Annotated in this window: 23 protein-coding genes; 14 read left to right on the top strand and 9 right to left on the bottom strand. The window is 32.0% G+C overall.

Annotation, left to right across the window (positions count from 1 at the left end):
- Positions 1–33: 33 nt before the first annotated feature.
- The 5 genes from J9309_RS02945 to J9309_RS02925 all read left to right on the top strand — a co-directional run bounded on the left by J9309_RS02945 (position 34) and on the right by J9309_RS02925 (position 4,409).
- Entirely contained in the window at positions 34–780 is a 747-nt protein-coding gene (locus J9309_RS02945) for an electron transfer flavoprotein subunit beta/FixA family protein (RefSeq protein ID WP_230476950.1), read from the top strand.
- Between the two features lie 25 nt (positions 781–805).
- The gene (locus tag J9309_RS02940; RefSeq protein WP_230476949.1) at positions 806–1,765 is read left to right on the top strand and encodes an electron transfer flavoprotein subunit alpha/FixB family protein; all 960 of its coding nucleotides are present in this window, start codon (positions 806–808) and stop codon (positions 1,763–1,765) included.
- 117 nt (positions 1,766–1,882) lie between these two features.
- Positions 1,883–2,506 (top strand): bifunctional nuclease family protein, encoded by a 624-nt coding sequence (locus tag J9309_RS02935; protein WP_230476948.1) that lies wholly within the window; start codon positions 1,883–1,885, stop codon positions 2,504–2,506.
- Between the two features lie 20 nt (positions 2,507–2,526).
- Positions 2,527–3,903, top strand: coding sequence for a nucleoside permease (locus J9309_RS02930; protein ID WP_230476947.1), 1,377 nt, complete (start codon positions 2,527–2,529; stop codon positions 3,901–3,903).
- A 92-nt stretch (positions 3,904–3,995) separates the two neighbouring features.
- Positions 3,996–4,409, top strand: coding sequence for a DUF2752 domain-containing protein (locus J9309_RS02925; protein WP_230476946.1), 414 nt, complete (start codon positions 3,996–3,998; stop codon positions 4,407–4,409).
- 8 nt (positions 4,410–4,417) lie between these two features.
- Here J9309_RS02925 and J9309_RS02920 read toward each other — a convergent pair whose 3' ends face one another.
- The 5 genes from J9309_RS02920 to J9309_RS02900 form a co-directional block, all read right to left on the bottom strand.
- Positions 4,418–4,909, bottom strand: coding sequence for a dihydrofolate reductase (locus J9309_RS02920; protein WP_230476945.1), 492 nt, complete (start codon positions 4,907–4,909; stop codon positions 4,418–4,420).
- A gap of 71 nt (positions 4,910–4,980) precedes the next feature.
- Positions 4,981–7,518, bottom strand: a complete 2,538-nt coding sequence (locus tag J9309_RS02915; RefSeq protein ID WP_230476944.1) for a M1 family metallopeptidase — start codon at positions 7,516–7,518, stop codon at positions 4,981–4,983.
- A 50-nt stretch (positions 7,519–7,568) separates the two neighbouring features.
- Positions 7,569–8,030: a hypothetical protein gene (locus tag J9309_RS02910; RefSeq protein ID WP_230476943.1), complete on the bottom strand. Its 462-nt coding sequence runs from the start codon at positions 8,028–8,030 to the stop codon at positions 7,569–7,571.
- A gap of 66 nt (positions 8,031–8,096) precedes the next feature.
- Positions 8,097–10,712 carry a zinc-dependent metalloprotease gene (locus J9309_RS02905; RefSeq protein WP_230476942.1) on the bottom strand — a complete coding sequence of 872 codons (2,616 nt, stop codon included), beginning with the start codon at positions 10,710–10,712 and terminating at the stop codon, positions 8,097–8,099.
- 164 nt (positions 10,713–10,876) lie between these two features.
- Positions 10,877–11,671 (bottom strand): thymidylate synthase, encoded by a 795-nt coding sequence (locus tag J9309_RS02900; RefSeq protein WP_230476941.1) that lies wholly within the window; start codon positions 11,669–11,671, stop codon positions 10,877–10,879.
- 81 nt (positions 11,672–11,752) lie between these two features.
- Between J9309_RS02900 and J9309_RS02895 the strand changes: the two genes are divergently transcribed.
- From J9309_RS02895 to J9309_RS02885, 3 genes are read left to right on the top strand one after another with little or no spacing between them, the layout of a single operon-like run.
- A complete protein-coding gene (locus J9309_RS02895; RefSeq protein ID WP_230476940.1) occupies positions 11,753–12,016 on the top strand; it encodes a hypothetical protein in 264 nt (87 codons plus the stop codon).
- Between the two features lie 16 nt (positions 12,017–12,032).
- Positions 12,033–12,782 (top strand): 23S rRNA (guanosine(2251)-2'-O)-methyltransferase RlmB, encoded by a 750-nt coding sequence (rlmB, locus tag J9309_RS02890; RefSeq protein ID WP_230476939.1) that lies wholly within the window; start codon positions 12,033–12,035, stop codon positions 12,780–12,782.
- 10 nt (positions 12,783–12,792) lie between these two features.
- Positions 12,793–13,023 carry a hypothetical protein gene (locus J9309_RS02885; protein WP_230476938.1) on the top strand — a complete coding sequence of 77 codons (231 nt, stop codon included), beginning with the start codon at positions 12,793–12,795 and terminating at the stop codon, positions 13,021–13,023.
- A gap of 12 nt (positions 13,024–13,035) precedes the next feature.
- Here J9309_RS02885 and J9309_RS13625 read toward each other — a convergent pair whose 3' ends face one another.
- Together J9309_RS13625 and xrtF are read right to left on the bottom strand one after the other, a co-directional pair.
- A complete protein-coding gene (locus tag J9309_RS13625) occupies positions 13,036–13,482 on the bottom strand; it encodes an exosortase F system-associated membrane protein (RefSeq protein WP_394369289.1) in 447 nt (148 codons plus the stop codon).
- On the bottom strand, positions 13,472–14,011 hold the full coding sequence (gene xrtF / locus J9309_RS02880; protein ID WP_230476937.1) for an exosortase family protein XrtF: 540 nt from the start codon (positions 14,009–14,011) through the stop codon (positions 13,472–13,474). Before xrtF ends, J9309_RS13625 begins: the two co-directional genes overlap by 11 nt.
- Positions 14,012–14,231: 220 nt before the next feature.
- On the opposite strand from xrtF, the gene J9309_RS02875 reads away from it, so the two are divergent.
- The 3 genes from J9309_RS02875 (at position 14,232) to gyrB (ending at position 17,404) form a co-directional block, all read left to right on the top strand.
- Positions 14,232–14,678, top strand: coding sequence for a GAF domain-containing protein (locus J9309_RS02875; protein ID WP_230476936.1), 447 nt, complete (start codon positions 14,232–14,234; stop codon positions 14,676–14,678).
- A gap of 5 nt (positions 14,679–14,683) precedes the next feature.
- The gene (rsmG, locus tag J9309_RS02870; RefSeq protein ID WP_230476935.1) at positions 14,684–15,310 is read left to right on the top strand and encodes a 16S rRNA (guanine(527)-N(7))-methyltransferase RsmG; all 627 of its coding nucleotides are present in this window, start codon (positions 14,684–14,686) and stop codon (positions 15,308–15,310) included.
- A 156-nt stretch (positions 15,311–15,466) separates the two neighbouring features.
- Complete coding sequence (gyrB, locus tag J9309_RS02865; protein ID WP_230476934.1) at positions 15,467–17,404, top strand: DNA topoisomerase (ATP-hydrolyzing) subunit B; 1,938 nt, start codon at positions 15,467–15,469, stop codon at positions 17,402–17,404.
- A gap of 131 nt (positions 17,405–17,535) precedes the next feature.
- Here the strand turns inward: gyrB and J9309_RS02860 are convergent, their stop codons facing one another.
- Positions 17,536–19,158: an ABC-F family ATP-binding cassette domain-containing protein gene (locus J9309_RS02860; protein WP_230476933.1), complete on the bottom strand. Its 1,623-nt coding sequence runs from the start codon at positions 19,156–19,158 to the stop codon at positions 17,536–17,538.
- A 67-nt stretch (positions 19,159–19,225) separates the two neighbouring features.
- On the opposite strand from J9309_RS02860, the gene smpB reads away from it, so the two are divergent.
- Positions 19,226–19,678 (top strand): SsrA-binding protein SmpB, encoded by a 453-nt coding sequence (smpB, locus tag J9309_RS02855; protein WP_230476932.1) that lies wholly within the window; start codon positions 19,226–19,228, stop codon positions 19,676–19,678.
- Between the two features lie 55 nt (positions 19,679–19,733).
- Complete coding sequence (locus tag J9309_RS02850) at positions 19,734–21,251, top strand: OmpA family protein (RefSeq protein ID WP_230476931.1); 1,518 nt, start codon at positions 19,734–19,736, stop codon at positions 21,249–21,251.
- A gap of 140 nt (positions 21,252–21,391) precedes the next feature.
- On the opposite strand, the gene J9309_RS02845 is transcribed toward J9309_RS02850, so the two are convergent.
- Positions 21,392–23,041 carry an ABC1 kinase family protein gene (locus J9309_RS02845; protein WP_230476930.1) on the bottom strand — a complete coding sequence of 550 codons (1,650 nt, stop codon included), beginning with the start codon at positions 23,039–23,041 and terminating at the stop codon, positions 21,392–21,394.
- A 241-nt stretch (positions 23,042–23,282) separates the two neighbouring features.
- On the opposite strand from J9309_RS02845, the gene rpsA reads away from it, so the two are divergent.
- Positions 23,283–25,097: a 30S ribosomal protein S1 gene (gene rpsA / locus J9309_RS02840; RefSeq protein WP_230476929.1), complete on the top strand. Its 1,815-nt coding sequence runs from the start codon at positions 23,283–23,285 to the stop codon at positions 25,095–25,097.
- The last annotated feature ends 70 nt before the right edge of the window (positions 25,098–25,167 follow it).

Below are 25,167 nucleotides of genomic sequence, written 5' to 3'. Positions count from 1 at the left end.
TTAAATTTACAATAAAGAAATAAACCCAAAATTATGAAGATATTAGTTTGTATTAGTAGTGTACCAGATACTACAGCTAAAATCAACTTCACAGGAGATGGAAAATCGTTTGATAAAAACGGTGTTCAATTTGTTATTAACCCGCACGATGAATTCAGCTTAAATAAAGCGGTTGAATTACAAGAAAAAGCAGGAGCTACAGTTACTATTTTAACTGTTGGAGATGCGTCAGTAGATGCTGTTATGCGTAAAGCATTAGCTATCGGTGCAAACGATGGTATTCGTATTGATGCAGATGCTCGTGATGATTTCTTTGTTGCAACACAAATTGCTAAAGCTGCTAAAGAAGGTGGTTATGATATCGTTTTAACAGGTAAAGAGTCTATAGATTATAATGGAGGTGCAGTACCAGGACTAGTTGCAGGATTATTAGATTATGGTTTTGTAAATGGATGTATTGGTTTAGAAGTAGAAGGTTCTACAGCTAAAGCTGTTCGCGAAATTGATGGTGGAAAAGAAAACGTAGAAGTTGCTTTACCAGCAGTAATTGCAGGACAAAAAGGTTTAGTTGATGAAGCTGCTTTAAGAATTCCTAACATGCGTGGAATTATGCAAGCAAGATCTAAACAAATCACAGTTGTTGCTCCAGAAGCTACATCTACAAGTGTAGAAGTTGTAGGTTATGAAAAACCTGCTTCTCGTGGAAATGTTACTTTAGTAGATAAAGATAACGTTGCAGAATTAGTTCGTTTATTACACGAAGAAGCAAAAGCTATCTAATAATCAATCTTAAAAACTATTAAAAATGGCAATTTTTGTTTACGCAGAATCTCATGACGGAAAATATAAAAAAGCAGGATTAGAAGCAGTTGCTTATGCTAAAGCAATTGCAGATGTAGCTGGTGATACAGTTACAGCTATCGCTTTTAACGTAACAGATTCTTCAGAAGAATTATATAAATATGGAGCTACAAAAGTTTTAAAAGTAGAAAATTCAACTTTAAAAAACTTTGATGCTAACGCATACGCTAAAGCAGTTGCTGAATTAGCTGCTGGTGAAGTTGTTGTTGTTCCTTCAACTAACGATGGTGCATCTTTTGCTCCGTTATTAGCATTAAAATTAGGTGCTTCATTAGTTACTAATGTAGAAAAAGCTCCTACAACTTTTGCTCCTTTTACAGTTGCTCGTAAAGCATTCTCAGGAAAAGGAATCGAAACAGTTGCAGTAACTGGAAAAGCAGTTATTACTTTATTACAAAACTCTTTCGGAGCTAAGGAAAATGCAGTTGCTGGTTCGGAAGAATCAGTTTCAGTATCAATTTCTGATGCAGATGCAAAAGTAAAAGTAACTGGTGTAGAAGTTGCTCAAACAGGAGCAATAGACTTGAAAGAAGCTGAAATTGTAGTTTCTGCAGGTCGTGGATTAAAAGGACCAGAAAATTGGGGAATGATTGAAGAATTAGCACAATTATTAGGAGCTGCTACAGCATCTTCTAAACCTGTTGCTGATATCGGATGGAGACCTCACGCTGAGCACGTTGGGCAAACGGGTAAAGCAATTGCACCAAATTTATACATCGCAATTGGTATATCAGGAGCCATTCAGCATTTAGCTGGAGTTAACGGTTCTAAAACGATTGTTGTAATTAATAATGATGCAGAAGCTCCTTTCTTTAAAGCTGCTGATTACGGTATTGTTGGAGACGCTTTCGAGGTTGTTCCAAAGTTAATCGAAGAGGTTAAAAAATTAAAAGGTGTTGCTTAATCTAAAGAAGTAATATCTATAAAATAATATAAATCCGAACCAATCAATTGGTTCGGATTTTTTTATGTGTTAAAACATCTTTAATATTTCATCATTTTTTGATAACTTTACGCCCAAATGAACAATTTAATCAGCTTAGTAATAAAAGGTATTTCATACAGTCAAACACAGACTGGTGCATACGCTTTAATTCTTGAGGAGGAATCGGGATTTCGAAAATTACCAATTATTATTGGTAGTTTCGAAGCACAATCAATTGCATTAGCATTAGAAAAAGATATAACTCCACCACGTCCGTTAACGCACGATTTATTTGTTAGTCTTGGCGAAGCATATAAAATTGATGTAGAATCAGTTTACATTTACAAGTTAGAAGATGGCGTGTTTTATTCAAACATTGTTTTTATAAATACTGATGGAGAACGGTCTGAAATAGATTCGCGTACTTCGGATGCAATCGCATTGGCTGTTCGTTTTAACGCTCCTATTTTCGCTTATGATCATGTCGTTGAAAAAGCAGGTATCCATTTGGATATTATGCAGGAAGAAGACGAAAATATTCAACGTGCTTTAGATGATATCGATGATGAAATTGATTTGATCGACGATGAAGCTACTTCTTCTGATTTTTCGGACTGGACAAAAGACGAATTAGAAGAAGAGATGAAAAAAGCAGTAATGAACGAAGATTACGAATTAGCTGCTCGCCTTCGTGATGAAATCGAAAATCTTAGAAACTAAATAATCTCTTTTATACAATTATGTCTTTAAAAATTAGACTAACAATAATGAACTTCCTGCAACTATTTGTATGGGGTGCATGGTTAATTACAATCGCCAACTATTGGTTTGGAACAAAACAATGGGATGGAACAAAATTTGGGTTGATTTTCGCAACAATGGGTTTTGCTTCATTAATTATGCCAACTATTACAGGTATTATTGCAGATAGATGGGTAAATGCTGAAAAGCTTTATGGAGTTCTTCATATCGCATATGCAGCGGTACTTTTCTATATTCCGCAAGTTGCAGATCCAAACACTTTTTTCTGGGTGATGCTTTTAGCAATGGCATGTTATATGCCGACAATTGCATTAAACAATTCGATTTCATATACGGTTTTAAAATCGAATAATTACGATGTTGTAAAAGATTTCCCGCCGATTCGTGTATGGGGTACTGTCGGATTTATCGTAGCAATGTGGATTACGAATCTAACAGGAAATAAAGCAACAGAAGTGCAATTTTACATTGCAGGTGTTGCAGCAGCAGTTTTAGGTTTATACGCATTCTTCACAATGCCTCCTTGTAAACCACAAAAAACAATTGACGAGAACGCAAGTATAACACAAATTTTAGGTTTAGATGCCTTTAAATTATTTGCGAATTACAAAATGGCATTATTCTTCATCTTCGCAATGTTCTTAGGTGGAGCTTTACAATTAACAAATGCTTATGGTGATGTTTTCTTAGACGAGTTTAAACATTTTCCTAAATATGCAGATTCTTTTGTTGTAAAGTATTCTACAATTATCATGTCTATTTCTCAAGTTTCTGAGACATTATTTATTTTAGCAATTCCATTTTTCCTTAAAAGATACGGTATCAAAAACGTGATGTTAATTTCGATGTTAGCATGGGTTTTACGTTTCGGTTTATTAGGATTCTCAGATCCGGCTGGAAATTTATGGATGATTATTTTATCGTGTATCGTTTACGGAATGGCTTTCGATTTCTTTAATATTTCAGGATCATTATTTGTTGAAACGACAACTGATTCTAAAATGAGATCATCAGCTCAAGGTTTATTTATGATGATGACAAACGGATTCGGAGCAGTTTTTGGAAGTTTAACTTCAGGTTGGTTAATTGATAAATACTTCACGAAATCTTTCAATAACACATCAGAGTTAGCTCAATTTTTAGATACAACTCCAGACAATAATTTAATGATTGATTTTGTAAAAGAAAGAGGAATTACAATTTCTAATGGTGTTTTTGATAATCCTTTAATGTTTAAAGATTGGCATAACATCTGGATTTCTTTTGCAATTTATGCTTTAATAATTGCTGTATTTTTCGCAGTATTGTTTAAACATAAACACGATCCAAAAGCAGTTGAAAATATTTCACATTAATATAAAAAAGGAAGGTTATTTAACCTTCCTTTTAATTTATAGCGAGTTGATTCTTTAGAAGTTTTATTGTAGTTTTAAACCTCAATAAGGTTATGGAATCAGCAAAAAGAAATAAAAATATTTTAATAAAAATATGCTCCATCCTTTTATTAGGTGGAGCATTAATTTTTTACTTTTATCAGAATAATCCTTCGGATAATAATTCATTTTTTTTGCGTTGTCCGTCAAATTTTTTATTCAATATTGATTGTCCAGGATGTGGAACACAAAGAGCAATACATCATTTATTACATTTAGAAATTGCAGAAGCTTTCCGTTTTAATGCATTATTTGTTCTGTTTTCTCCACTGATTTTGGTTGTAATTGCACTTCTGATTTATAATTTTATTTTTGATAAATCAGTTCGTTTACCATTTCTTGCCAATAAATATTTCTTAATTGTAATTATAGTAATCATCCTATTATTTGGGATTTTAAGAAATATTCCGATAGAACTATTTAACTGATTAAAAGCTTAATCTTCGATTCGTTTATAAGTTACAAAGGAATAAGAATATTCGTGTTTTTCGTCTTTAACGTGATTTTCACGACTAATTTCTTCAAATTTCTCTTCATCTATTTCTGGGAAATAAGTATCACCCTCAAACTCGTGATGAACTTCTGTAATGTATAATTCGTCAGCTAAAAGCATCGATTGTTTATAGATTTCTCCGCCACCAATGATAAAAAAATCGTTGTTAATCTCTTCAGCTTTTTTAATAGCTTCATTTAAAGAATGAGTAATTACAACTTTGTCATCTTTAAAATTTTTATCTCGTGTGATGATGATATTAGTTCGATTTGGAAGAGGTCTTCCTAAAGATTCGTAAGTTTTACGTCCCATTACAATAGGGTGATCCGTAGTTAAATTCTTAAAATGTTTTAAGTCGTTAGGTAAATGCCAAATTAAGTTGTTATTATCTCCAATAACATTATTGCTTGCTTTGGCTACTATAAGTTTCATCATATGTTACTTTATAAGGCTAAAAAAGCTATTCCCTCGCGAGAATAGCTTTATAAATATATAAAAATATATAATTATTTCATTTTATCGATAGCATTTTTTAATGCGTTAACCTGTTTTTCTATCGATTTGTTATTTTGTTTTTTTAATGCTTCTACTTTTAAAGCTAATCCTTTAGTTGCAGTTTGCTTAATTAAATTTGAAATCATCGGATTTTCATTTTTAAAATAGCTGTAATAACGTGTAAATGTAGCTGTAATAGAGGAAGTTGCTTCTGCGGTATCATTAGACATTATCCATTTGAATGCTTCTTCGTAAGTTTTTCCAGCAGCAGGATCTTGAAACTTTAATAATTCGTAAAATGCAGCATTTTCTCCAATTAACTTAGCTTTATCTAATTGATTATTTTTAATCCATAACGGTAAAAATTGCGTAACCAAAGCGTCACTAGATTTTATAACATCATCACTAATGGTATTAAATTGATGGATTGCACTTGGATTTTGTTTTAAAATTCCAGCAATTGCTGCACCTTGAACGCGAAAAGATTTGCTCTGTGAAGCTGTTGTAAATACTGTTTGATCAAAAATATCTGCGGTATTTAGAAGTTCTAATGCATCTCCTTGAGTCTTAGTTTTTGGATCTTTTGCAGCGATTTCTAACAATTTAGCTTTCGCTTTCTCCATCGTTTTTGGAGATTTCGGATCTAAACCTTGAATGGCGATACTTCTAATTCCGTGGAATGAATCACTTAATGCATGGACTAATGCGTCTAATGCTTTAGGGTTGGTAGCTTGTGCGTTAATAAAAGCTTCAACAGCTAAACGACGCGTGTCGAATTGACCTTTACCAGCATTATATTGTGCAATAAATTCTTCAATAGATTTGTTATCATTAATATCAGCTAATAAAACTTGATCAGCATTAGGAATTACTACATCAGGCTTTTTAGTAGCATCAAATTCAAATGAATTTTCTACAGATTTTCCTACCCAAACATAATGACGTTTAGCAATTCCGTTTTCGACAACGTCGAAAGCAATTGGAAATTCGAACATTAATTTTGGATCTTGTTTTACCGTCGCCTTAACTTTTTTAGTTGTGGCATTGTAATCGTAAGCAATTGTTAATTTTGGATGACCGTTGGAATTGAACCATTGATTAAAGAACCAATTTAAATCTCGACCAGAAACTTCCTCTAACGCTAAACGTAAATGAACAGATTCTGCAGCTTTGTATTTATTGGAAACTAAATAGTGATTTAACCCTTTAAAAAAAGCTTCATCACCTAAGAAATTTCGTAACATGTGTAATATTGCTCCACCTTTGTTGTAAGATACAGCATCAAACATATCTTCGCGAGAATTATAATGTGGACGAACTAATTTTTTTTCAAAATTGTCTCCCATTTTATACCCTCTAATATCTTCAAAACGATGTTTATCAGCGAATTCTTTTCCATAACGATGCTCAAACCATAAGTATTCTGAGTAATTAGCGAAAGATTCGTTAACCGTTAAATTTGCCCAACTTTCGGTAGTGACTAAATCTCCGAACCAATGGTGAAATAATTCATGCGCTATAATCGCTTCAGCAGTATTTTCATCAATTAATTGTCCTGGTTTTTGCTGAACAGCATCATAAAATAAAACTGCACCAGTATTTTCCATTGCACCAGAAACGTAATCGCGTGCCGTCATTTGGTGGTATTTGTCCCATGGATACGGATAATCTAATAAATTAGAAAAGTACGTAATCATATCTGGAGTCATTCCAAAAATATCTTTTGCGTAATCTTTGTATTCAGGTTCCACAAAATAATCCACCTCTATATTTTTCCATTTATCTTTGATAACGGCATAATCTCCGATACCAACGAAAAACAAATAAGGAGCATGTTTGAAATCAAATTTCCAATAATCAGTTTTTGTTCCGTCCGAATTTTTTTTCGAAGATTTTAGTAAACCATTTGATAAGGAAACGTATTTATCAGGATAAGTTAAATAAATTTCTTGCGAAGTTTTTTGATTTGGACTATCAATTGTCGGGAACCAACAAGAAGATGCTTCAGTTTCTCCTTGAGTCCAAATTTGTGTTGGTTTATTAGGTTCAGAACCATCAGGATTGATAAAATATAACCCTTTCGCATCGCTTATAGCTGCACTTCCTTGTTGTTTAACTTCGTTTGGACGAGCTGTATATTTGATGTAAACCGTATATTCTTGGTCTTTTTTGTATTCTTTATCTAAATCAATATATAATTGATTATCATCATTAGAAAAGTTTAATTTCTTTTTTGTTGTTCCTTGGACTAAAGCAACTTCATGAATCAACATAGCTTTAGCATCTAATGTTAATTTATTTGTTGCATAAAAATGAGGTTTTAACGTAATCCAAGCTTCTCCTAAAGCGTGCTGTTTTGCATAGTCGAACTTTAAATCCAATTTAGTATGAACTAAATTATTAATTCGTTCTTCTTCGGCGCGATAAATTTTTAAAGGATCTTTTTGATTTTCGTTATAACTCGGTGGTTGAGTCATTATTTGTGCTGTTGCAAACGTACTGAATGTAAAAGCAAAAGCAGTTGAGATATATAAAATTGACTTTTTCATTAAACGATTTTGATTATTAGATGATATTTTAATGGATTTGTTACACTTTATTAATGCATAGGTTTGAAAGATACTATTTTATTTGTTTTTGGGATTTCAACTAACTTAATTAATCGAAGGTTATTTAAATGAATTTGATTTTCTTTATAATGTATGCCCGAATAAAATAGGGTTGTAGCGTTTTTTTCCGTTTTAGAGTAGATCTCGAAATCGCTGTAATTTTCTGCCATCATATTAATTAATACCACAGAATTTTTATCAAAATTAACTTCTTTAAATTCAATACCTGGCATTCTTATTTCGTTGATTGCATTGGTAATTGAATAATATTCATCACTAGAATTAATCAATTGAATTGAATCATATTTTGCTAACGTATTTTCTCTTAAAGTAACAAGTACTTCATTGGTAGAAATATCTTTTTGTTGATTTTCTATCGCTGTTTTATTAGTTGTACAGTTAATTAAAAATAAGACAAGTACAATTGTAATAATGATGATTATATTCTTCATTTTGAAAATTTTTAAAATAAAAAAAACCTCAGTAAGCTGAGGTTTTTTAAAGTTATAAATTAAATCTTATTTAATGATTAATTTTTTAGATTGTGTTTGGTTTCCATCATTTACATTTACGATGTAAACACCTTTTGGTAGATGTGAAACATTAACTCTGTAATCGCTAACACTTGTAGATGTTGTATTGATTTTTTGAGTTGAAACTGTTTGTCCAGCCATATTTAAGATGTCTGCTGTAAAGTTTGGAGCTTTAGTTTCTAAACGAATGTTGAAGTTTCCATTGTTTGGATTAGGGAAAATTCCGAATTCTTTATTCTTAACTAAATCACCTACACTTAATGTAGTTGCTGTTCTGCTACAAGCTTCGATCGTAACTTTATTAATCGTACCTGTAAGTCCGGCTACGTTATCATTTACAATTAAACGATAAGTTCCTCTCACATTTGCACCAATGTAATTGTTAAAATCTACTGTTGTTCCAGTAACGTGTGCGAAATCTACACCACAATTATCATATAAATTTCCACCTTTACTACTAAAAATGAAGTTTACATTAGGAACAGAAGAATCACAAGATCTGTTGTATAAATTTATATATGAACGATCTGTGTTCACTTTCATGAAATATAAACTTAATTGATTAGAATTTGGATGTGTAATATCTGTTTTAACAGAAAGATCTTCAATTGTACCAGTATATCCTGTGTTTGCAGGCAAATTAACTAATACTGCTCCATTTTGTGTACCAACACGATCTGGAATATTGTAGGTTGTAGATGTTTCAATTGTTTGACAGTCTAATGAAATTTCATAATTAATAGCAACTTCTGGACTCGCAGCATAGAAAACATTCCCTATAGCTTCTACAATGATGTTAGCACTTTCTGCACTGATGTCGCTAGGAATTGTAATAGAAGCTTGTCCGTTATTTGGAGTACTTTCTACTAAAGTTGTAAACGTTTGTCCTTTATCAGTTGTTAATTTAATTGCAACATTCTGAACGTTAATTCCATTCGCATCTGTACCAGCTACATCCCAAGTTAAGTTGAATGGTTCACCAGGAATTAAAGTTTGATTTAAATCAATACCAGTAATTTGAAATGGTCCTACGTTTCTAATTAATAAACTTACATTTTTAGCATCAATTTGTCCTCCTTGTGGATTATTATCGCGCACTTGAAATGCAAAAATCATATTTTTTTGAACGTCAGATACAGTATTCCAAGTAGTTCTTAAATTTCCATTTAAAACTTGTTGTAATGGAGGGAAGTAACCAACAGGATCTGTTGAATGTTGTTTAATTCTGAAATTTGCACCATCTGTATTAAAACTACTTGAGTTTTTGAAGTTGCTTCCAGTATTTGTAGTCAATGGGTTCGATTGTTCCCAAGAATATGTTAATGTATCACCATCAGCATCAGTTGCAGATCCAACTAATTTTACAGCTGTACCTTTAGGTATTTGGTAAGTAGTTCTACTTCCAACATCTGCCACAGGTGGTGTATTTGTTGACGGAGAAGAATATCCACAAGTTTGATTCGCTAAATAACTATTGATTTGAGTTAAATTGAAATGGTGGAATTGTCCTAAAGTAAATTCTTGAGTTGTAACATCGTGTGTTCCTGTAACACCAGCATAACCCATGATTGACTCACCACTTCCGATTTCTCTGTTAGCACCTCTTCCTTCATTTCTAGCATGTGTATGATTTGCTCCAAATTGGTGACCCATTTCGTGAGCAACAACGTAAGCAAAAACCGGATAACCGTAATTAATTCCTCCTGAATATGCTGACCCTTTTATTGTATCATTACAAACAGAACCGATAGCACCTGCATTTCCACCTCCTGTTTTCTGTGTAAATAACATACCTACATCATAATTTTCAGCGCCGACATGTGTATCTAATAATACTTGTGTCTCACCATTTAAGTCAGATGAATATGGATCACTTTCTGCAGTAAGATAAGTTACAGGTTCTAAACCATTAACTAACTCGAAAGTAATAGATAAATCATTTTCATAAACTGGAGTTACATACGTCATTGTCTGTACAATAGCAGCCAAAGAATGTTCGTAAGTCGGAGTTTGCGATGTTGGAGTTACATATCTATTAAATTCATAATCAGTTACAACTGCCAATCTGTATTTTCTGTAAGTTGCAGGATTATTTAAAATATTTGTTCTTGGCTCAGTTGTTAGCGTTTCAACGTCACCACAATTGAAGTCATTTAAACGTGGAAAAGTTTCTTTTGTGAAAATTTCGTAGTTATCTCCAATTTTTTCGATAATATATTTTTCATTTGAATCATATACAATCGAGTTTATACCTTTAGTAGGTGAATAACTCAAGCTAATTCTTTTGTTCGGATTTGAAGTTGAATAACCTGTATATGATTTTATAGAAGGATACTTTTGTTGTAATTCTTCACTTAATAATTGGCGTTCAACTAAAATGAATTGTTCAGTTTTAGCTGCGTCAATACTTGGTAATTTAATCGAAAATTGTTGTGATTTAGCATTGATTGATTGCGTGATTACTCTTTCAACATTAGATAAATCAACAACTTTATTTTTAATTGCAATTTCTGACGGAATAAAACTATTGTTTTCTTGTGCAGAAATAGAAGTAGTAAATGTGGATAAAATTAATCCAATACAAAATAAATTTCTTTTCATATGTAGTGATGATTTTTTAGTGGTTGAGATACTAATGTATTGAATTTGAAATAATTTTTATGTTAATTTATTAGTGAAAATAATTTTTAAATAGAATTAATTCAAAAGAAAAAGCGTCTCATGAAATGAAACGCTTTTTTATAGATTTTATTTTCTATCGATGATTAAACTGCTACAATTCCTTTTATATGCGGATGAGCTTCATAATTTACTAATTCAAAATCCTCGTAAGAAAAATCGAAAATATCCTTAACAGCTGGATTAATTTTCATCTGAGGTAAAGGATGAGGTTTACGAGAAAGTTGTAACTCGATTTGTTCAAAATGATTAGTATATATATGCGCATCACCAAAAGTATGCACAAAATCTCCAACTTTTAAATCACAAACTTGTGCTACCATCATTTGTAATAAGGCATAAGATGCAATATTAAAAGGAACACCTAAAAAAATGTCAGCACTACGTTGGTATAATTGTAAAGATAATTTACCATCGTTTACATAAAACTGGAAAAAAGCATGGCAAGGAGCTAAAGCCATTTGGTCTAATTCTCCTACATTCCAAGCAGAAACTATAATTCTCCTAGAATCTGGGTTATTTTTTATTTGGTCAATCGCTACTTTAATTTGGTCAATAACTTCTCCGTCAGGTTTTCCCCAAGAACGCCATTGTTTGCCATAAACTGGTCCTAAATCTCCGTTTTCATCAGCCCATTCATTCCAAATTCTAACTCCATTATCTGTTAAATATTTGATGTTAGTTTCACCTTTTAAAAACCAAAGTAATTCGTGAACGATAGATTTTAAATGCAACTTTTTAGTTGTAACTAAAGGAAACCCTTCACTTAAATCGAAACGCATTTGGTAACCAAAAATACTTTTAGTTCCGGTTCCAGTACGGTCTTCTTTTAAAGATCCTTCGGTCATAACTTTTCGACACAAATCAAGATATTGTTGCATTTTGTATTATTTAATGGTTTGCTATTTTATTGAACAGAAATATAGCAAATTTAGTTTATTTTTGGATAGAAATATTCAAATATGAAATATCCTGCGATTCTATCGATTGTAATTCTATTGTTGTTAATCTTTTTTGTGAAAAGAACAAAGGCTGGAAGAGAAATGGTTCAACATTTTTATTTTCAAACTTTTATTATGATATTTTTAGTAGGCAGTTTAATATTTCGTTTGATTCATTTTAAACTTACTTTATGGAGTATTGCTGCAATTTTAATTCTGTCTTTTGTATTAGCAACAGGATTGCCACACTATATCCAAAAAGTAAAGAAAAGGATTGGTAAATAATTGTATCTTTGCACTTATGAAAAACGAAGGAGGTATTTTTGGTCTTAGACCTGTAATTGAAGCGATTGAAGCGGGAAAAACAATCGATAAAATTTTTATTCAAAAAGGATTACAAGGTGAAATCTTCTCTGAATTGAGAAAATTAGTAACTGAGTATGAAATTCCTGTTAGTTATGTTCCAGTAGAAAAGTTAAATCGTTTTACGGGAAAAAACCACCAAGGAGTTTATGCGTTTATTTCACCAATCGAATTTGATTCGATTGAAAATGTATTACCTCAGGTTTGGGAACAAGGAAAAACTCCATTCATTTTAATTTTAGATCGTGTTAGTGACGTTCGTAACTTTGGTGCTATTGCTCGTACAGCAGAATGTGTTGGTGTAGATGCGATCATCATCCCAGCGAAAGGTTCAGCTTCAGTTAATGGAGATGCGATCAAAACTTCAACAGGAGCATTATATAATATTCCGGTTTGTAAAGAAGGTAATTTGGTTAATGTAATTAAATATTTACAAGCATCTGGAATTTCTGTATTTTCAGCTTCAGAAAAATCAGCAGAATATATTTATGATGCAGATTTTTCAGTTCCTACAGCAATCGTCATGGGAAGTGAGGAAGATGGTGTGTCAGATTCTATTTTAAAAATTTCAGATAAAATTGTAAAATTACCAATGGCAGGACAAACAGCTTCTTTAAATGTTTCTGTTGCTTGTGGTGCTATGTTATACGAGGCAGTACGTCAACGTATGATTGCAGATTTATTTTAATATATAAATTATGTCTTACTCTTCAATAATTGGAATTCTTTTATTAATAATGGCGTATGTGATGTTTAATACAACACATTCTGTCTTTGGTGTTATGGTAAAAGAATTAAGTTTCTCAATTGGATTATTGGGTGGTGTAGGAATAGGTTTAATTTTTGGTGGATTTTTAGGATGGCTTTTTAAATATAGAAAGCTGAAAAAAGAAGACCAAAAACAAGAAGAAAATCAAGATAAAATATAAACAAAAAGCGACTCAATTTAGAGTCGCTTTTTTATTTCGTATTTCTTGGTAATAAAAACATGGAATTAAAATAATCATAAACATTGGTTGTATTAAAAATCTTCTGACGTAGAAGAAAATCATTTCGCCGAAATTAAAATTATTTTTTAGCATATAGGCGTAGATTGGTAACAGGATTACGAATCCAATAATTCCTACAATTATTGTGAACTTAACGTAACTCTGCTTCCAAAAAAGCATTTTAATAATTAAAACAGTCAGGAATAAATTGATCATAAAACGAAAAAATACATGCGTATATAATTTCATTAAATCAATTTGTGGTAAGGATGAATGTTTGGAATTTTTAAAATATTCTAACAATGGATCGTAGAATAATTTGGTTTCGAAAAATCTTACTGCGATTAATCCAAATATTAAAATTACAGCAATAGCATAGCGTAAAAATTTATTCGGCATTAGTTTTCTTTTTAATTACAAATAATTTAATCCACACAATCCATAAAACGATGATAGATCCATAAATAATAGCTGGAAATAGATAATCATGCGACATTTTCGAATATTCTGTATGAAAACGGTAAATGTAAGTTAACAAAATTATTCTGAAAATATTCATTACAAAAAGCAAGATCAAACTTCCAATAATGTATAAAAATGTTTGTTTAAATGTTGTGTAAAATGCTAATATAAAAGCAACAAAAATTATCAATACTGAAATCGCATTACAACCTTCATTTACAATCGAAGCATATTTTCCTTCTACAAGTAATCGCATAAAGTTTTCTTGTCCATAATGAATCGATTTTGTTTCAAATCCTAAAAAATTAAATCCATTTGCAGCTAAATCTGAACTAAATTTTGTAAAAGGATCTGGAATTCCATTGGGTAAATATTGATTCAAATACCAATTATAGATTAAAATCATAAGAATATATGATCCTAAAAATCTAATTAAGAAAAATATTAAGGGTTTGTATTGTTTCATTATTTTATGCGATAGTAGAACAAATATATAAGAAATAATATTACCATATTTTTTTCTAAGTATTCAGAAGTTAAATTGAGATAAAATATCAACATTAATTGATTATTTGTTGAATAAATTTCGGGTTACTGAATCATTAATAGATGAATTTTATTTTATGATTTTGCTAATACAATCGTCAAATTGTAATCCTTATTTTTGTGTAAAGAATTTGTAAAAAATGGAAAGTTTAAATAAAAGAATTGATGTGATTTTCGAAAGCCAAATAGGAGTAAACGAAAAATTACAAAAAATTTGTCAATTATTATCTGATGAAGTTGAATATTATAATTGGGTTGGATTTTATTTTAAAAACGGAGATAAAAACGAATTAAAATTAGGGCCTTATGTTGGTGCTGAAACAGATCACACTATCATTCCTTATGGTAAAGGAATTTGTGGTCAAGTTGCTGAATCAAATCAAACTTTCGTTGTTCCTGATGTATATGCACAAGATAATTATTTAGCATGTTCTATCGAAACTAAGGCAGAAATTGTTATGCCAATTTTCAAAAATGGAGAAAATATTGGTCAAATTGATATCGATTCTCACACAATTGATCCATTTACTGATGCAGACACAAAATTGTTGGAGTATATTTGCAACAAAGTTTCTGAAATCATTTAATCTTTATGGATTTAATTTTAAAATATTTTCCTGATTTAACTGAAAAACAAATCGAACAATTTAATAAAGTTGGCGATTTATATAAACATTGGAACGAGCAAATTAACGTCGTTTCAAGAAAAGATATCGAAGAGATTTATACCAATCATATTTTACATTCTTTAGCGATTGCTAAAGTGATGAAATTTGAAGATGGTTCTGATGTCTTAGATGTTGGTACAGGTGGTGGTTTACCTGGTATTCCGTTGGCAATTTTATTCCCGAATGTTAATTTTCATTTAGTCGACTCTATCGGTAAAAAAATTAAAGTTGTACAAGGTGTTGCAGACGGTTTAGGTTTAACAAATGTAAAAGCTGAACAAAAACGCGCTGAAGAATTACACAATCATTACGATTTCGTGATTTCTCGTGCAGTTACAGCAATGCCACGCTTTGCAGAATGGATTAGAGGAAAATTTAAAAAAGATTCTTTAAATCCACTTCCGAATGGTTTATTATACCTAAAAGGTGGTGATTTATCGGAAGAGTTAAAAGATTTCCCAAATGCAGAATTACACAATATTTCTGACTTTTTTGAAGAGGATTTCTTCGAAACGAAAAAAGTAGTTTATCTACATAAAAAAGATATATAATTTAATCAATTAAATTATTTAAAAGCCTTGAATTTTTCAAGGCTTTTTTTATCATTTTACATGGGAAATCGTTGGTTTTTAACCAATGTTTATGATGATAAAGTGGCTAATTTTTACTATATTTGTTTGTTTTAAAAAAGATAGAGAAATACATTTATGAGTAATAACACATATACGGCGGATAATATCCAAGCGTTAGAAGGTATGGAGCACGTACGTCTTCGTCCTTCAATGTATATTGGAGACGTCGGAGTTAGAGGTTTACATCACTTAGTTTATGAGGTTGTTGATAACTCTATTGACGAAGCGTTAGCAGGATACTGTGATACGATTAAGGTGACGATTTTAGAAGGTAATTCAATTCGTGTAGAAGATAACGGACGTGGTATCCCAGTTGATATTCATAAAAAAGAAGGAAAATCTGCTTTAGAAGTTGTAATGACTAAAATTGGAGCAGGTGGTAAATTCGATAAAGACACGTATAAAGTTTCTGGAGGTTTACACGGTGTTGGTGTTTCTTGTGTTAATGCACTATCAAATCACTTATCAGCGGAAGTTTTCAAAAACGGTAAAAAATACATTCAAGAATATTCAAAAGGAAAACCATTATATGATGTAAAAGAAGTAGGAGTTGCTGACCACAATGGTACAACAGTTACTTTTACACCAGATGATACAATTTTCCAAGAAGTAAGAACGTACAACTATTCTACGTTAGCCAATCGTTTACGCGAATTAGCTTTCTTAAACAAAGGAATTACAATTACGTTAACTGATGAGCGCGAAAAAGACGAAGAAGGTAATCCTTTGACTGAGACTTTCCACTCTGAAGAAGGGTTAAAAGAATTTGTCGCTTTCATTGATGGTAATCGTGAATCTATCATGGATAAAGTTATCTTCATGGAAGGTGAACGTGATGGAATTCCAGTAGAAGTTGCAATGCGTTATAACACTTCTTATACAGAAAACGTTCATTCGTACGTAAATAATATTAATACACACGAAGGTGGAACTCATTTAACAGGTTTCCGTCGTGCATTAACTCGTACGTTAAAAAAATACGCAGAAGAAAACTTTAACTTAGCAAAAGAAAAAGTTGAAATCGTTGGGGATGATTTCCGTGAAGGTTTAACAGCAGTTGTTTCAGTTAAAGTGATGGAACCTCAATTTGAAGGTCAAACGAAAACTAAATTAGGAAACTCTGAAGTTTCTCCAGCAGTTGATAAAATCGTTGCAGAAATGTTAACTAACTTCTTGGAAGAAAATCCTAATGAAGCGAAGTTAATTGTTGATAAAGTAATTTTAGCAGCAAAAGCTCGTCAAGCAGCGAAGAAAGCTCGTGAAATGGTACAACGTAAAAACCCAATGGGTGGAAGTGGTTTACCAGGTAAATTAGCTGACTGTTCTTCTCGTAATCCAGAAGAGTCTGAATTATTCCTTGTCGAGGGTGATTCTGCCGGAGGTACGGCAAAACAAGGTCGTGATCGTCATTTCCAAGCAATTTTACCTTTACGTGGTAAAATCTTGAACGTAGAAAAAGCGATGGCACATAAAGTTTTAGATAACGAAGAAATTAAAAATATCTATACTGCTTTAGGTGTTACGATTGGAACTGAAGAAGATTCTAAAGCTTTAAACATCTCAAAATTACGTTACCATAAAATTGTAATTATGACCGATGCCGATGTCGATGGTTCTCACATTTCGACATTAATTTTAACTTTCTTCTTCCGTTATATGAAAGAGTTAATTGAAAACGGACATATTTATATTGCTACACCTCCTTTATATTTAGTGAAGAAAGGTGCTAAAGCAGAATATGCATGGAACGATAAAGAACGTGAAGAATTAACGCAACAATTCTCTGCAGACGGTAAAGGTGTTGTTATTCAACGATACAAAGGTCTTGGGGAAATGAATGCTGAACAGTTATGGGATACAACTTTAAATCCTGAATTCCGTACTTTACGTCAAGTTACAATTGATAGTGCGACAGAAGCAGATCGAGTATTCTCTATGTTGATGGGTGATGATGTACCACCACGTCGTGAATTCATTGAACAAAATGCACATTACGCAAAAATTGATGTATAATTTATAAGTCAATATATATTTAAAAGTCCAACTGAAAAGTTGGACTTTTTTATTTTAACTCAGTATTTATCACATAAAAAAATCCAGATTGATTTATCAATCTGGATTAATATTATAATTTAAAGAATGAATTAAGCGTAGTATTTCGCTTTTAATTCTTTTACTTTAGGATCAGCTAAGAATTCATCATAAGTCATGTAACGATCGATAATTCCGTTTGGAGTTAATTCGATAATACGGTTACATGTTGTTTGAATTAATTCGTGGTCATGAGAACCCATTAAAATTGTCCCTTTAAAGTTTACTAAAGAGTTATTTAATGCAGTAATCGACTCTAAGTCTAAGTGACCAGTTGGTTCATCTAACATTAAAACGTTAGCACGTAATAACATCATACGAGAGAACATACAACGCATTTTTTCACCTCCTGATAATACAGATGATTTCTTTAATGCTTCGTCTCCAGAGAATAACATTTTACCTAAGAATCCACGCATAAACTCTTCATGACGCTCTTCATCAGATTCAGTGTACTGGCGTAACCAGTCTACTAAGTTAATATCTTCTTTGAAGAAATTTGTGTTATCTAATGGTAAGTAAGCTTGAGTTGTTGTAATTCCCCATGCGTACTCTCCAGAATCTGGTTGTGCATTTCCTGATAATATTTCAAAGAACTGAGATACAGCTTTTGAGTTACGAGAGAAAATACCAATTTTATCACCTTTCTTTAAAGTAATGTTCGCGTCTTTAAATAAAGTTTCACCATCAACAGAAGCAGATAAATTTGTAACTTCTAAGATTTGATCACCAGCTTCACGAGATTGTTCCCAAATAATTGCTGGGTAACGACGAGAAGAAGGTTTGATGTCATCAATATTTAATTTCTCGATCATTTTCTTACGAGAAGTGGTTTGTTTTGCTTTAGCAACGTTAGAAGAGAAACGAGCAATGAAATCTTGTAATTCCTTTTTCTTTTCTTCAGCTTTCTTGTTTTGTTGTGCACGTTGTTTCGCAGCTAACTGAGAAGACTCGTACCAGAACGTATAGTTACCAGAGTATAAGTTTAATTTACCGAAATCTAAATCACAAATGTGTGTACAAACAGAGTCTAAGAAGTGACGGTCGTGAGATACAACAATTACTGTGTTTTCAAAGTTTCCTAAGAAATCTTCTAACCAAGAAATTGTATTAACATCTAACTCATTCGTAGGCTCATCTAAAATTAACACATCTGGGTTACCAAATAATGCTTGAGCAATTAAGATACGTACTTTCGCTTTGTTATCTAAATCTCCCATTAAAGTGTAGTGCATATCTGATTCAATTCCTACATTAGATAATAATGTAGCAGCATCAGATTCTGCATTCCATCCGTTCATTTCTTCGTATTGAACACCTAATTCACCTGCTTTGATTCCATCTTCTTCGTTGAAATCTTCTTTAGCGTATAAGGCATCCATACGTTCTTTAATATCATAAAGAACTTTATTTCCACGTAATACTGTATCTAAAACTGTATATTCGTCGTATTTAAAGTGATTTTGCTCTAAAACAGACATTCTTTTACCTTTTTCTAAAGATACATGCCCAGATGTTGGGTCAATTTCTCCTGATAAAATTTTTAAGAATGTAGATTTTCCGGCTCCATTGGCACCAATAATACCGTAACAGTTGCCATTTGTAAATTTTATATTAACTTCGTCGAAAAGTACACGCTTTCCGAATTGAAGTGATAAATTAGAAACATTTAACATAATTTTTGGTATGATGTTTGTTTTAACATTTCGGCAAAGTTACGAATTTTAATTGGAATAAAATAAAGTGCAGAAGGAAGTTACAATTAAGAACAAACGTGCAAGATTTGAATACGAATTATTAGATTCTTACGATGCCGGTATCCAATTGTTTGGAACTGAAATAAAGTCAATAAGAATGGGGAAGGCCTCAATCACAGAAAGTTTCTGTCAAATTAAAGACGGAGAAGTTTATATCGTTAATATGTTTATAGACGAATACGATTGGGGAACTCATTTTAATCATAAAACTCGACGCGATCGAAAACTTTTATTACAAAAATCTGAAATAAAAAAATTAGAACGTAAAACCAAAGAAACTGGTTTGACAATCGTGCCTACAACTCTCTATATAAACAATAGAGGATTAGCTAAACTAAGGATTTATTTAGCTCGCGGTAAGAAATTATACGACAAGCGAGAAACAATAAAAGGAAAAGATTTAAAAAGAGATTTGGATAGAATGATAAAGAATTCTTAAATTTGCTTAATAATTACATAAAAATAAATATATTTAAAACGCTAAATATTTGATAATGAAAAAGTTTAATCTATTATTATCTGCAGTGACGTTACTATTAGCTGGTAACTCATTTGTAGACGCTCAGAATTCTAAAAATCCTTGGGCAATTACAGTAGGTGCACACGCGACTGACCACCGTGCAGTTCGTGGAGCTTTCAATCACTACTTTGATACTGATAACTGGGATATCGTTCCTCCTTTATCTAAATTATCTGTTATCCGTAACTTAAACAGATCTTTCGATGTTGATTTAACAGCTTCTGTTGGAGAAATTGACAACAAAAGATTAAATATCTCTGATGAGTTATTCATCAACGCTGGTTTAGGTTTACGTTATAAATTAGCTAACGGATACATCTTAGGTGAAAACTCTTGGTTTGATCCATACTTAAGAATCGGAGCTGGTTACCACCGTTACGATTACACAGGATTTGCAACTCCTTACAATTCTACAATTGGAGAGTCTGATAATCCTCAATTAGATGTTTTACGTGAAGACGTAGATGGTGAGAAAAATCACTTCGTATTAAACGGAGGGGTTGGTATCAACTTCTGGATCACTAAAAACTTCGGTTTAAATGTTGCTTCTGATTACAACTGGATTCCAGCAACACAAACTGATTATTTTGATTTCTTCCAACACTCAGTTGGTTTAACTTTCCGTTTCGGAAACAATGATAAAGATGGTGACGGAATCATCGACGACGAGGATGCATGTCCAGAAGTTGCAGGTATCGCTACTGCTGATCCAGCTACAAACGGATGTCCAGATGCTGACGGAGATGGAATTCCAGATCATTTAGATAACTGTCCTAACGAATTTGGACCAAAAGAAAACAACGGATGTCCATGGCCAGATACTGATGGTGACGGATTAACTGATAATGTTGATGGTTGTCCAGAGGTTGCAGGACCACAAGAAAACAACGGATGTCCTTGGCCAGATACTGACGGAGACGGAATCTTAGATAAAGATGACGCTTGTCCAACTGAAGCAGGTATTGCTACAAACAATCCAGCTACAAACGGATGTCCTGATAGAGACGGTGACGGAATTGTTGATAAATTAGATGAGTGTCCAGACGTTAAAGGACCAGCTGAAAACAATGGATGTCCTTGGACTGAAGTTCACGTATCTAAACGTTTATCTTCAATCTTATTCGAGTACAACTCTGATAAAATCGTTGAATCTTCTTACGAAGATGTACGTGTAGCAGCTCAAATTTTAAATTCAGATGATTTAAAAGACAAGCACTTCTACATTGACGGACACGCTGACCAAAGAGGATCTGCAGCTTACAACAAAACATTATCTTTAAAACGTGCTAAAGCAATCGTTAAAGTATTAAATGAAAGAGCTGGAGTTGATGCATCTCGTTTAACTGCTCGTGGATTAGGAGAAACTCAATTATTATGTACTGAGGAAACTGAAGAATGTTACCAAAAGAACAGACGTGTTGAGGTTTTACCAAAATCAGCTACTGTAGTTGAAACTAAAGTTGTTAAACCAACAACAAAAAAGAAAAAATAATTATCAATAGATAGTTAATATATTTCAGGCCTTCTTTTTAAGAAGGCCTTTTTTATTTCTGTATAGTTTCGGGTTATGTTGAAATAAAAAAAGTGTGAATCATATATGATTCACACTTTTTTTATTTTTATGCTGAAAGATTATTTTTTCTTGAATACGTAATATAAAATTGAAGCCGCTGTGATTACAGACATTGCATATCCCATCCAAGCTAATAAAGGCATATCTAATATTAAAGGTCTTACTTTGGTATTTGCTAACATACTTGCTCCAATACCAAAAGTTAAAGTTAAAATGGCTAATACTAATTTGTTAATACTTGATTTAAATATCGATAGGATTAATTTAATTTCAGCAATTTTAAAATTTAAAGCTAATTGATCATTATTAATTTTTTCAATTAGTTTTAATGTATCTTCAGGAATATCATCAAACAAATCTTTAATATCGCTTAAATTACTAATTGCTTTCTTAGCAATATTTTGTGGATATAATTTTTCCTTTGCTAATTTAGCAGCATAAGGACGCATTGATTTTTGAACATTTAAATCAGCATCCAATTGTTGACCAATTCCTTCAATCAAAGCAATTCCTCGCAGTAAAATGTAGACATATTCTGGTAAAAGAATGTGATTTGAATTTAAAATATTATTGAATTTTTTAATGATAACTTGTACTTCGATCGTATCAACTGTGTTGTATTCTAAATAGTCAAAAATATCAGAAATTTCTCTTTCTAATTGTTTATCATCTTCAATGTAATGTTTAATAGCCATCTTTTTTAGAGAGCGAACAATACGTTTGGTGTTTTTCAAACCAAAATTGATTACGACTTCTTCTAAAATTTCTCTTTCACCAACAGTTAAAACACCCATTGAACCAAAATCTATAAATACAATTTCTCCGTTTTCTCGTATAAATATATTTCCAGGATGAGGATCTGCATGAAAAAATCCATCTTCTAACAACTGTTTTAGATAAATGTCAAATCCTTTTTCAACAACCTTTTTGGGTTCAATTTTATTTTTACGAAGAGCCTCGACATCTGTTATTTTAAAACCTTCAATATATTCCATACACAAGATGTTGTTGTTACAATAATCTTCGTAAGTCTTAGGAACATATACATCTTTGCTTTTTTCAAAATTTCGTCTAAAACGTTCAATATTTTGAAATTCATTTATTAATGATAATTCTTTAAGAATAGAATTTTCAAAACTTTTTTCAATTTCAGAAATAAATAATTTTTGTAGACGATCATATTTTCTTTCTAAGAAAAAAACTAAATCACGAATCAACGCTAAATCTGACTCGATAATTTGTTGAATATTTGAACGTTTTACTTTTAAAATAACCTTATCTCCAGTAATTAAAGTGGCACGATAAACTTGCGAGATACTTGCGGCAGCAAAAGGGACTTTTTCAATTTCTAAAAAATGGTCTCTCACAACAATTCCAAATTCCTCGGCTAATCGATTTTCAATATCAATTGGCTCAGGTGGAACATTATCCTGAAGTTTTTTTAATTCTAAAATTAAATCTTCAGGAACTAAATCTTTTCTATTACTTAATAGTTGACCAAATTTGATGTAAGCAGGACCTAATTCTTCTAAAGCAAGTCTGAATCGTTGATTGAAATTTTGATTAAAAATTTCTTGAGTATGGCCAGTATTTAAAAAATCAGGAGTTAATGCTTCAAAATTACTTCTCGAAATTATTTCTTCAAAACCATATTTAGATAGTACACTTACAATTTTAGAGAAGCGTTTAATTTTTTTTAGGCTGTCCATAAGAATAAATTGATTGTTTATAAAGTTACTACAAATTCTCTTCCAAGTTATACAAAGGGCGACTTTTAGATTACATTTTTTCAGATTTATGATGTAATTAATTGAAAATTAATACTTATATTTGCACTCGCTAAAATGTGAAAGAAGTCAGCGAACTATTTTAAAGTTAAACATCTCTCAGTCATTTATTTACATTTTTATGACTTCTGATAAAACTGATTGAGATACAAATGATATTATTATGTCTACAGAAAATCAAGTAGAAGAGCAAGTAATTGAAACTGCTCAAATCGACGCTTTAGCTAATGCTAACGTTACTCCAGAGTCTTTTGACTGGGAATCTTTCGAATCAGGTTTAAACGAAGAAGATCGTAAAGAAAAAGCTGAATTAGAGCAAATGTACGATACAACTTTAGAAGACTTAAATGAAAATGAAGTTTTCAAAGGACAAGTTGTTCGTGTTACAGATAAAGAAGCTATCGTTGATATCAACTTCAAATCAGAAGGTGTTATTTCATTAAACGAATTCCGTTACAACTCAGACTTAAAAGTTGGGGATATCGTTGAAGTAATGGTTGATCAACGTGAAGATAAAAACGGTCAGTTAATCTTATCTCACAAAAAAGCTCGTACATTAAATGCATGGGATGCTGTTAATAAAGCACACGATGCTCAAGAAATCGTTAATGGATACATCAAAGCTCGTACTAAAGGAGGTATGATTGTTGACGTTTTCGGAATCGAAGCTTTCTTACCAGGTTCTCAAATCGATGTTAAACCAATCCGTGATTACGAACAATTCGTAGGAAAAACTATGGAGTTCAAAGTTGTTAAAATCAACCCAGAATTCAAAAACGTAGTAGTTTCTCACAAAGCGTTAATCGAGGCTGATATCGAAGTTCAGAAGAAAGAAATCGTTGCTCAATTAGAGAAAGGACAAGTTTTAGAAGGAGAAGTTAAAAACATTACTTCTTACGGTGTATTCGTAGACTTAGGAGGTGTTGATGGTTTAATCCACATTACTGACTTATCTTGGTCTCGTATCAACCACCCATCTGAAATCTTAGAAGATGGACAAAAAATCAACGTTGTAATCTTAGATTTTGACGAAGATAAATCTCGTATCCAATTAGGTATTAAGCAATTAGAAGCTCACCCATGGGATGCTTTAAATGCAGAAGTTAAAGTTGGTGATAAAGTTAAAGGAAAAGTTGTTGTTTTAGCTGACTACGGTGCATTCGTTGAGGTTGCTCCAGGTGTAGAAGGTTTAATCCACGTTTCTGAAATGTCATGGTCAACTCACTTACGTTCTGCTCAAGATTTCGTAAAAGTTGGTGATGAAGTTGAAGCAGTAGTTTTAACTTTAGACAGAGAAGAAAGAAAAATGTCTTTAGGTATCAAACAATTAACTCCAGATCCTTGGACTGATATTACAACTAAATACCCTGTAGGTTCTACTCACAAAGGTAAAGTTCGTAACTTCACAAACTTTGGTGTTTTCGTAGAATTAGAAGAAGGTGTTGATGGATTAATTTACATCTCTGACTTATCTTGGACTAAGAAAATTAAACACCCATCTGAGTTTACTAACGTAGATGATGTTTTAGACGTAGTTGTTTTAGAATTAGACGTTGAAGCTCGTCGTTTATCTTTAGGTCACAAACAATTAACTGAAAATCCATGGGATAAATACGAAGCTAAATACGGTGTAGGAACTATCCACACAGGTGTTGCTGTTGACGTATTTGACAAAGGAGCTACAGTTCAATTCGAAGACCAAGAAGTTGAAGCTTTCGCTCCAGCTCGTACTTTAGATAAAGAAGATGGTTCTCGTGTTAAGAAAGGAGAAGAAACTTCTTTCAAAGTTATCGAATTCAACAAAGAATTCCGTCGTGTAGTTGTTTCTCACACTGCAACTTTCCGTGAGGAAGAAGTTAAAGCAGAGAAATCTTCTAACAACAATAACTCTTCTAATAACACAATTGAAACTTCTACTTTAGGAGATATCGATTCATTAGCAGAATTAAAAAAGAAAATGGAAGAAGGAGGAAACTAATTCTCTAACTGAAATTTTTATATAAAATTAGGCTGTCCTTTTAGGGCAGCCTTTTTTATTGATAATTTAA

This window comes from Faecalibacter bovis, from assembly GCF_017948305.1.
Lineage (GTDB): Bacteria > Bacteroidota > Bacteroidia > Flavobacteriales > Weeksellaceae > Empedobacter > Empedobacter bovis.
Note: the sequence above shows the minus strand (reverse complement) of the source record. Positions and strands in the feature narration are given on the sequence as shown.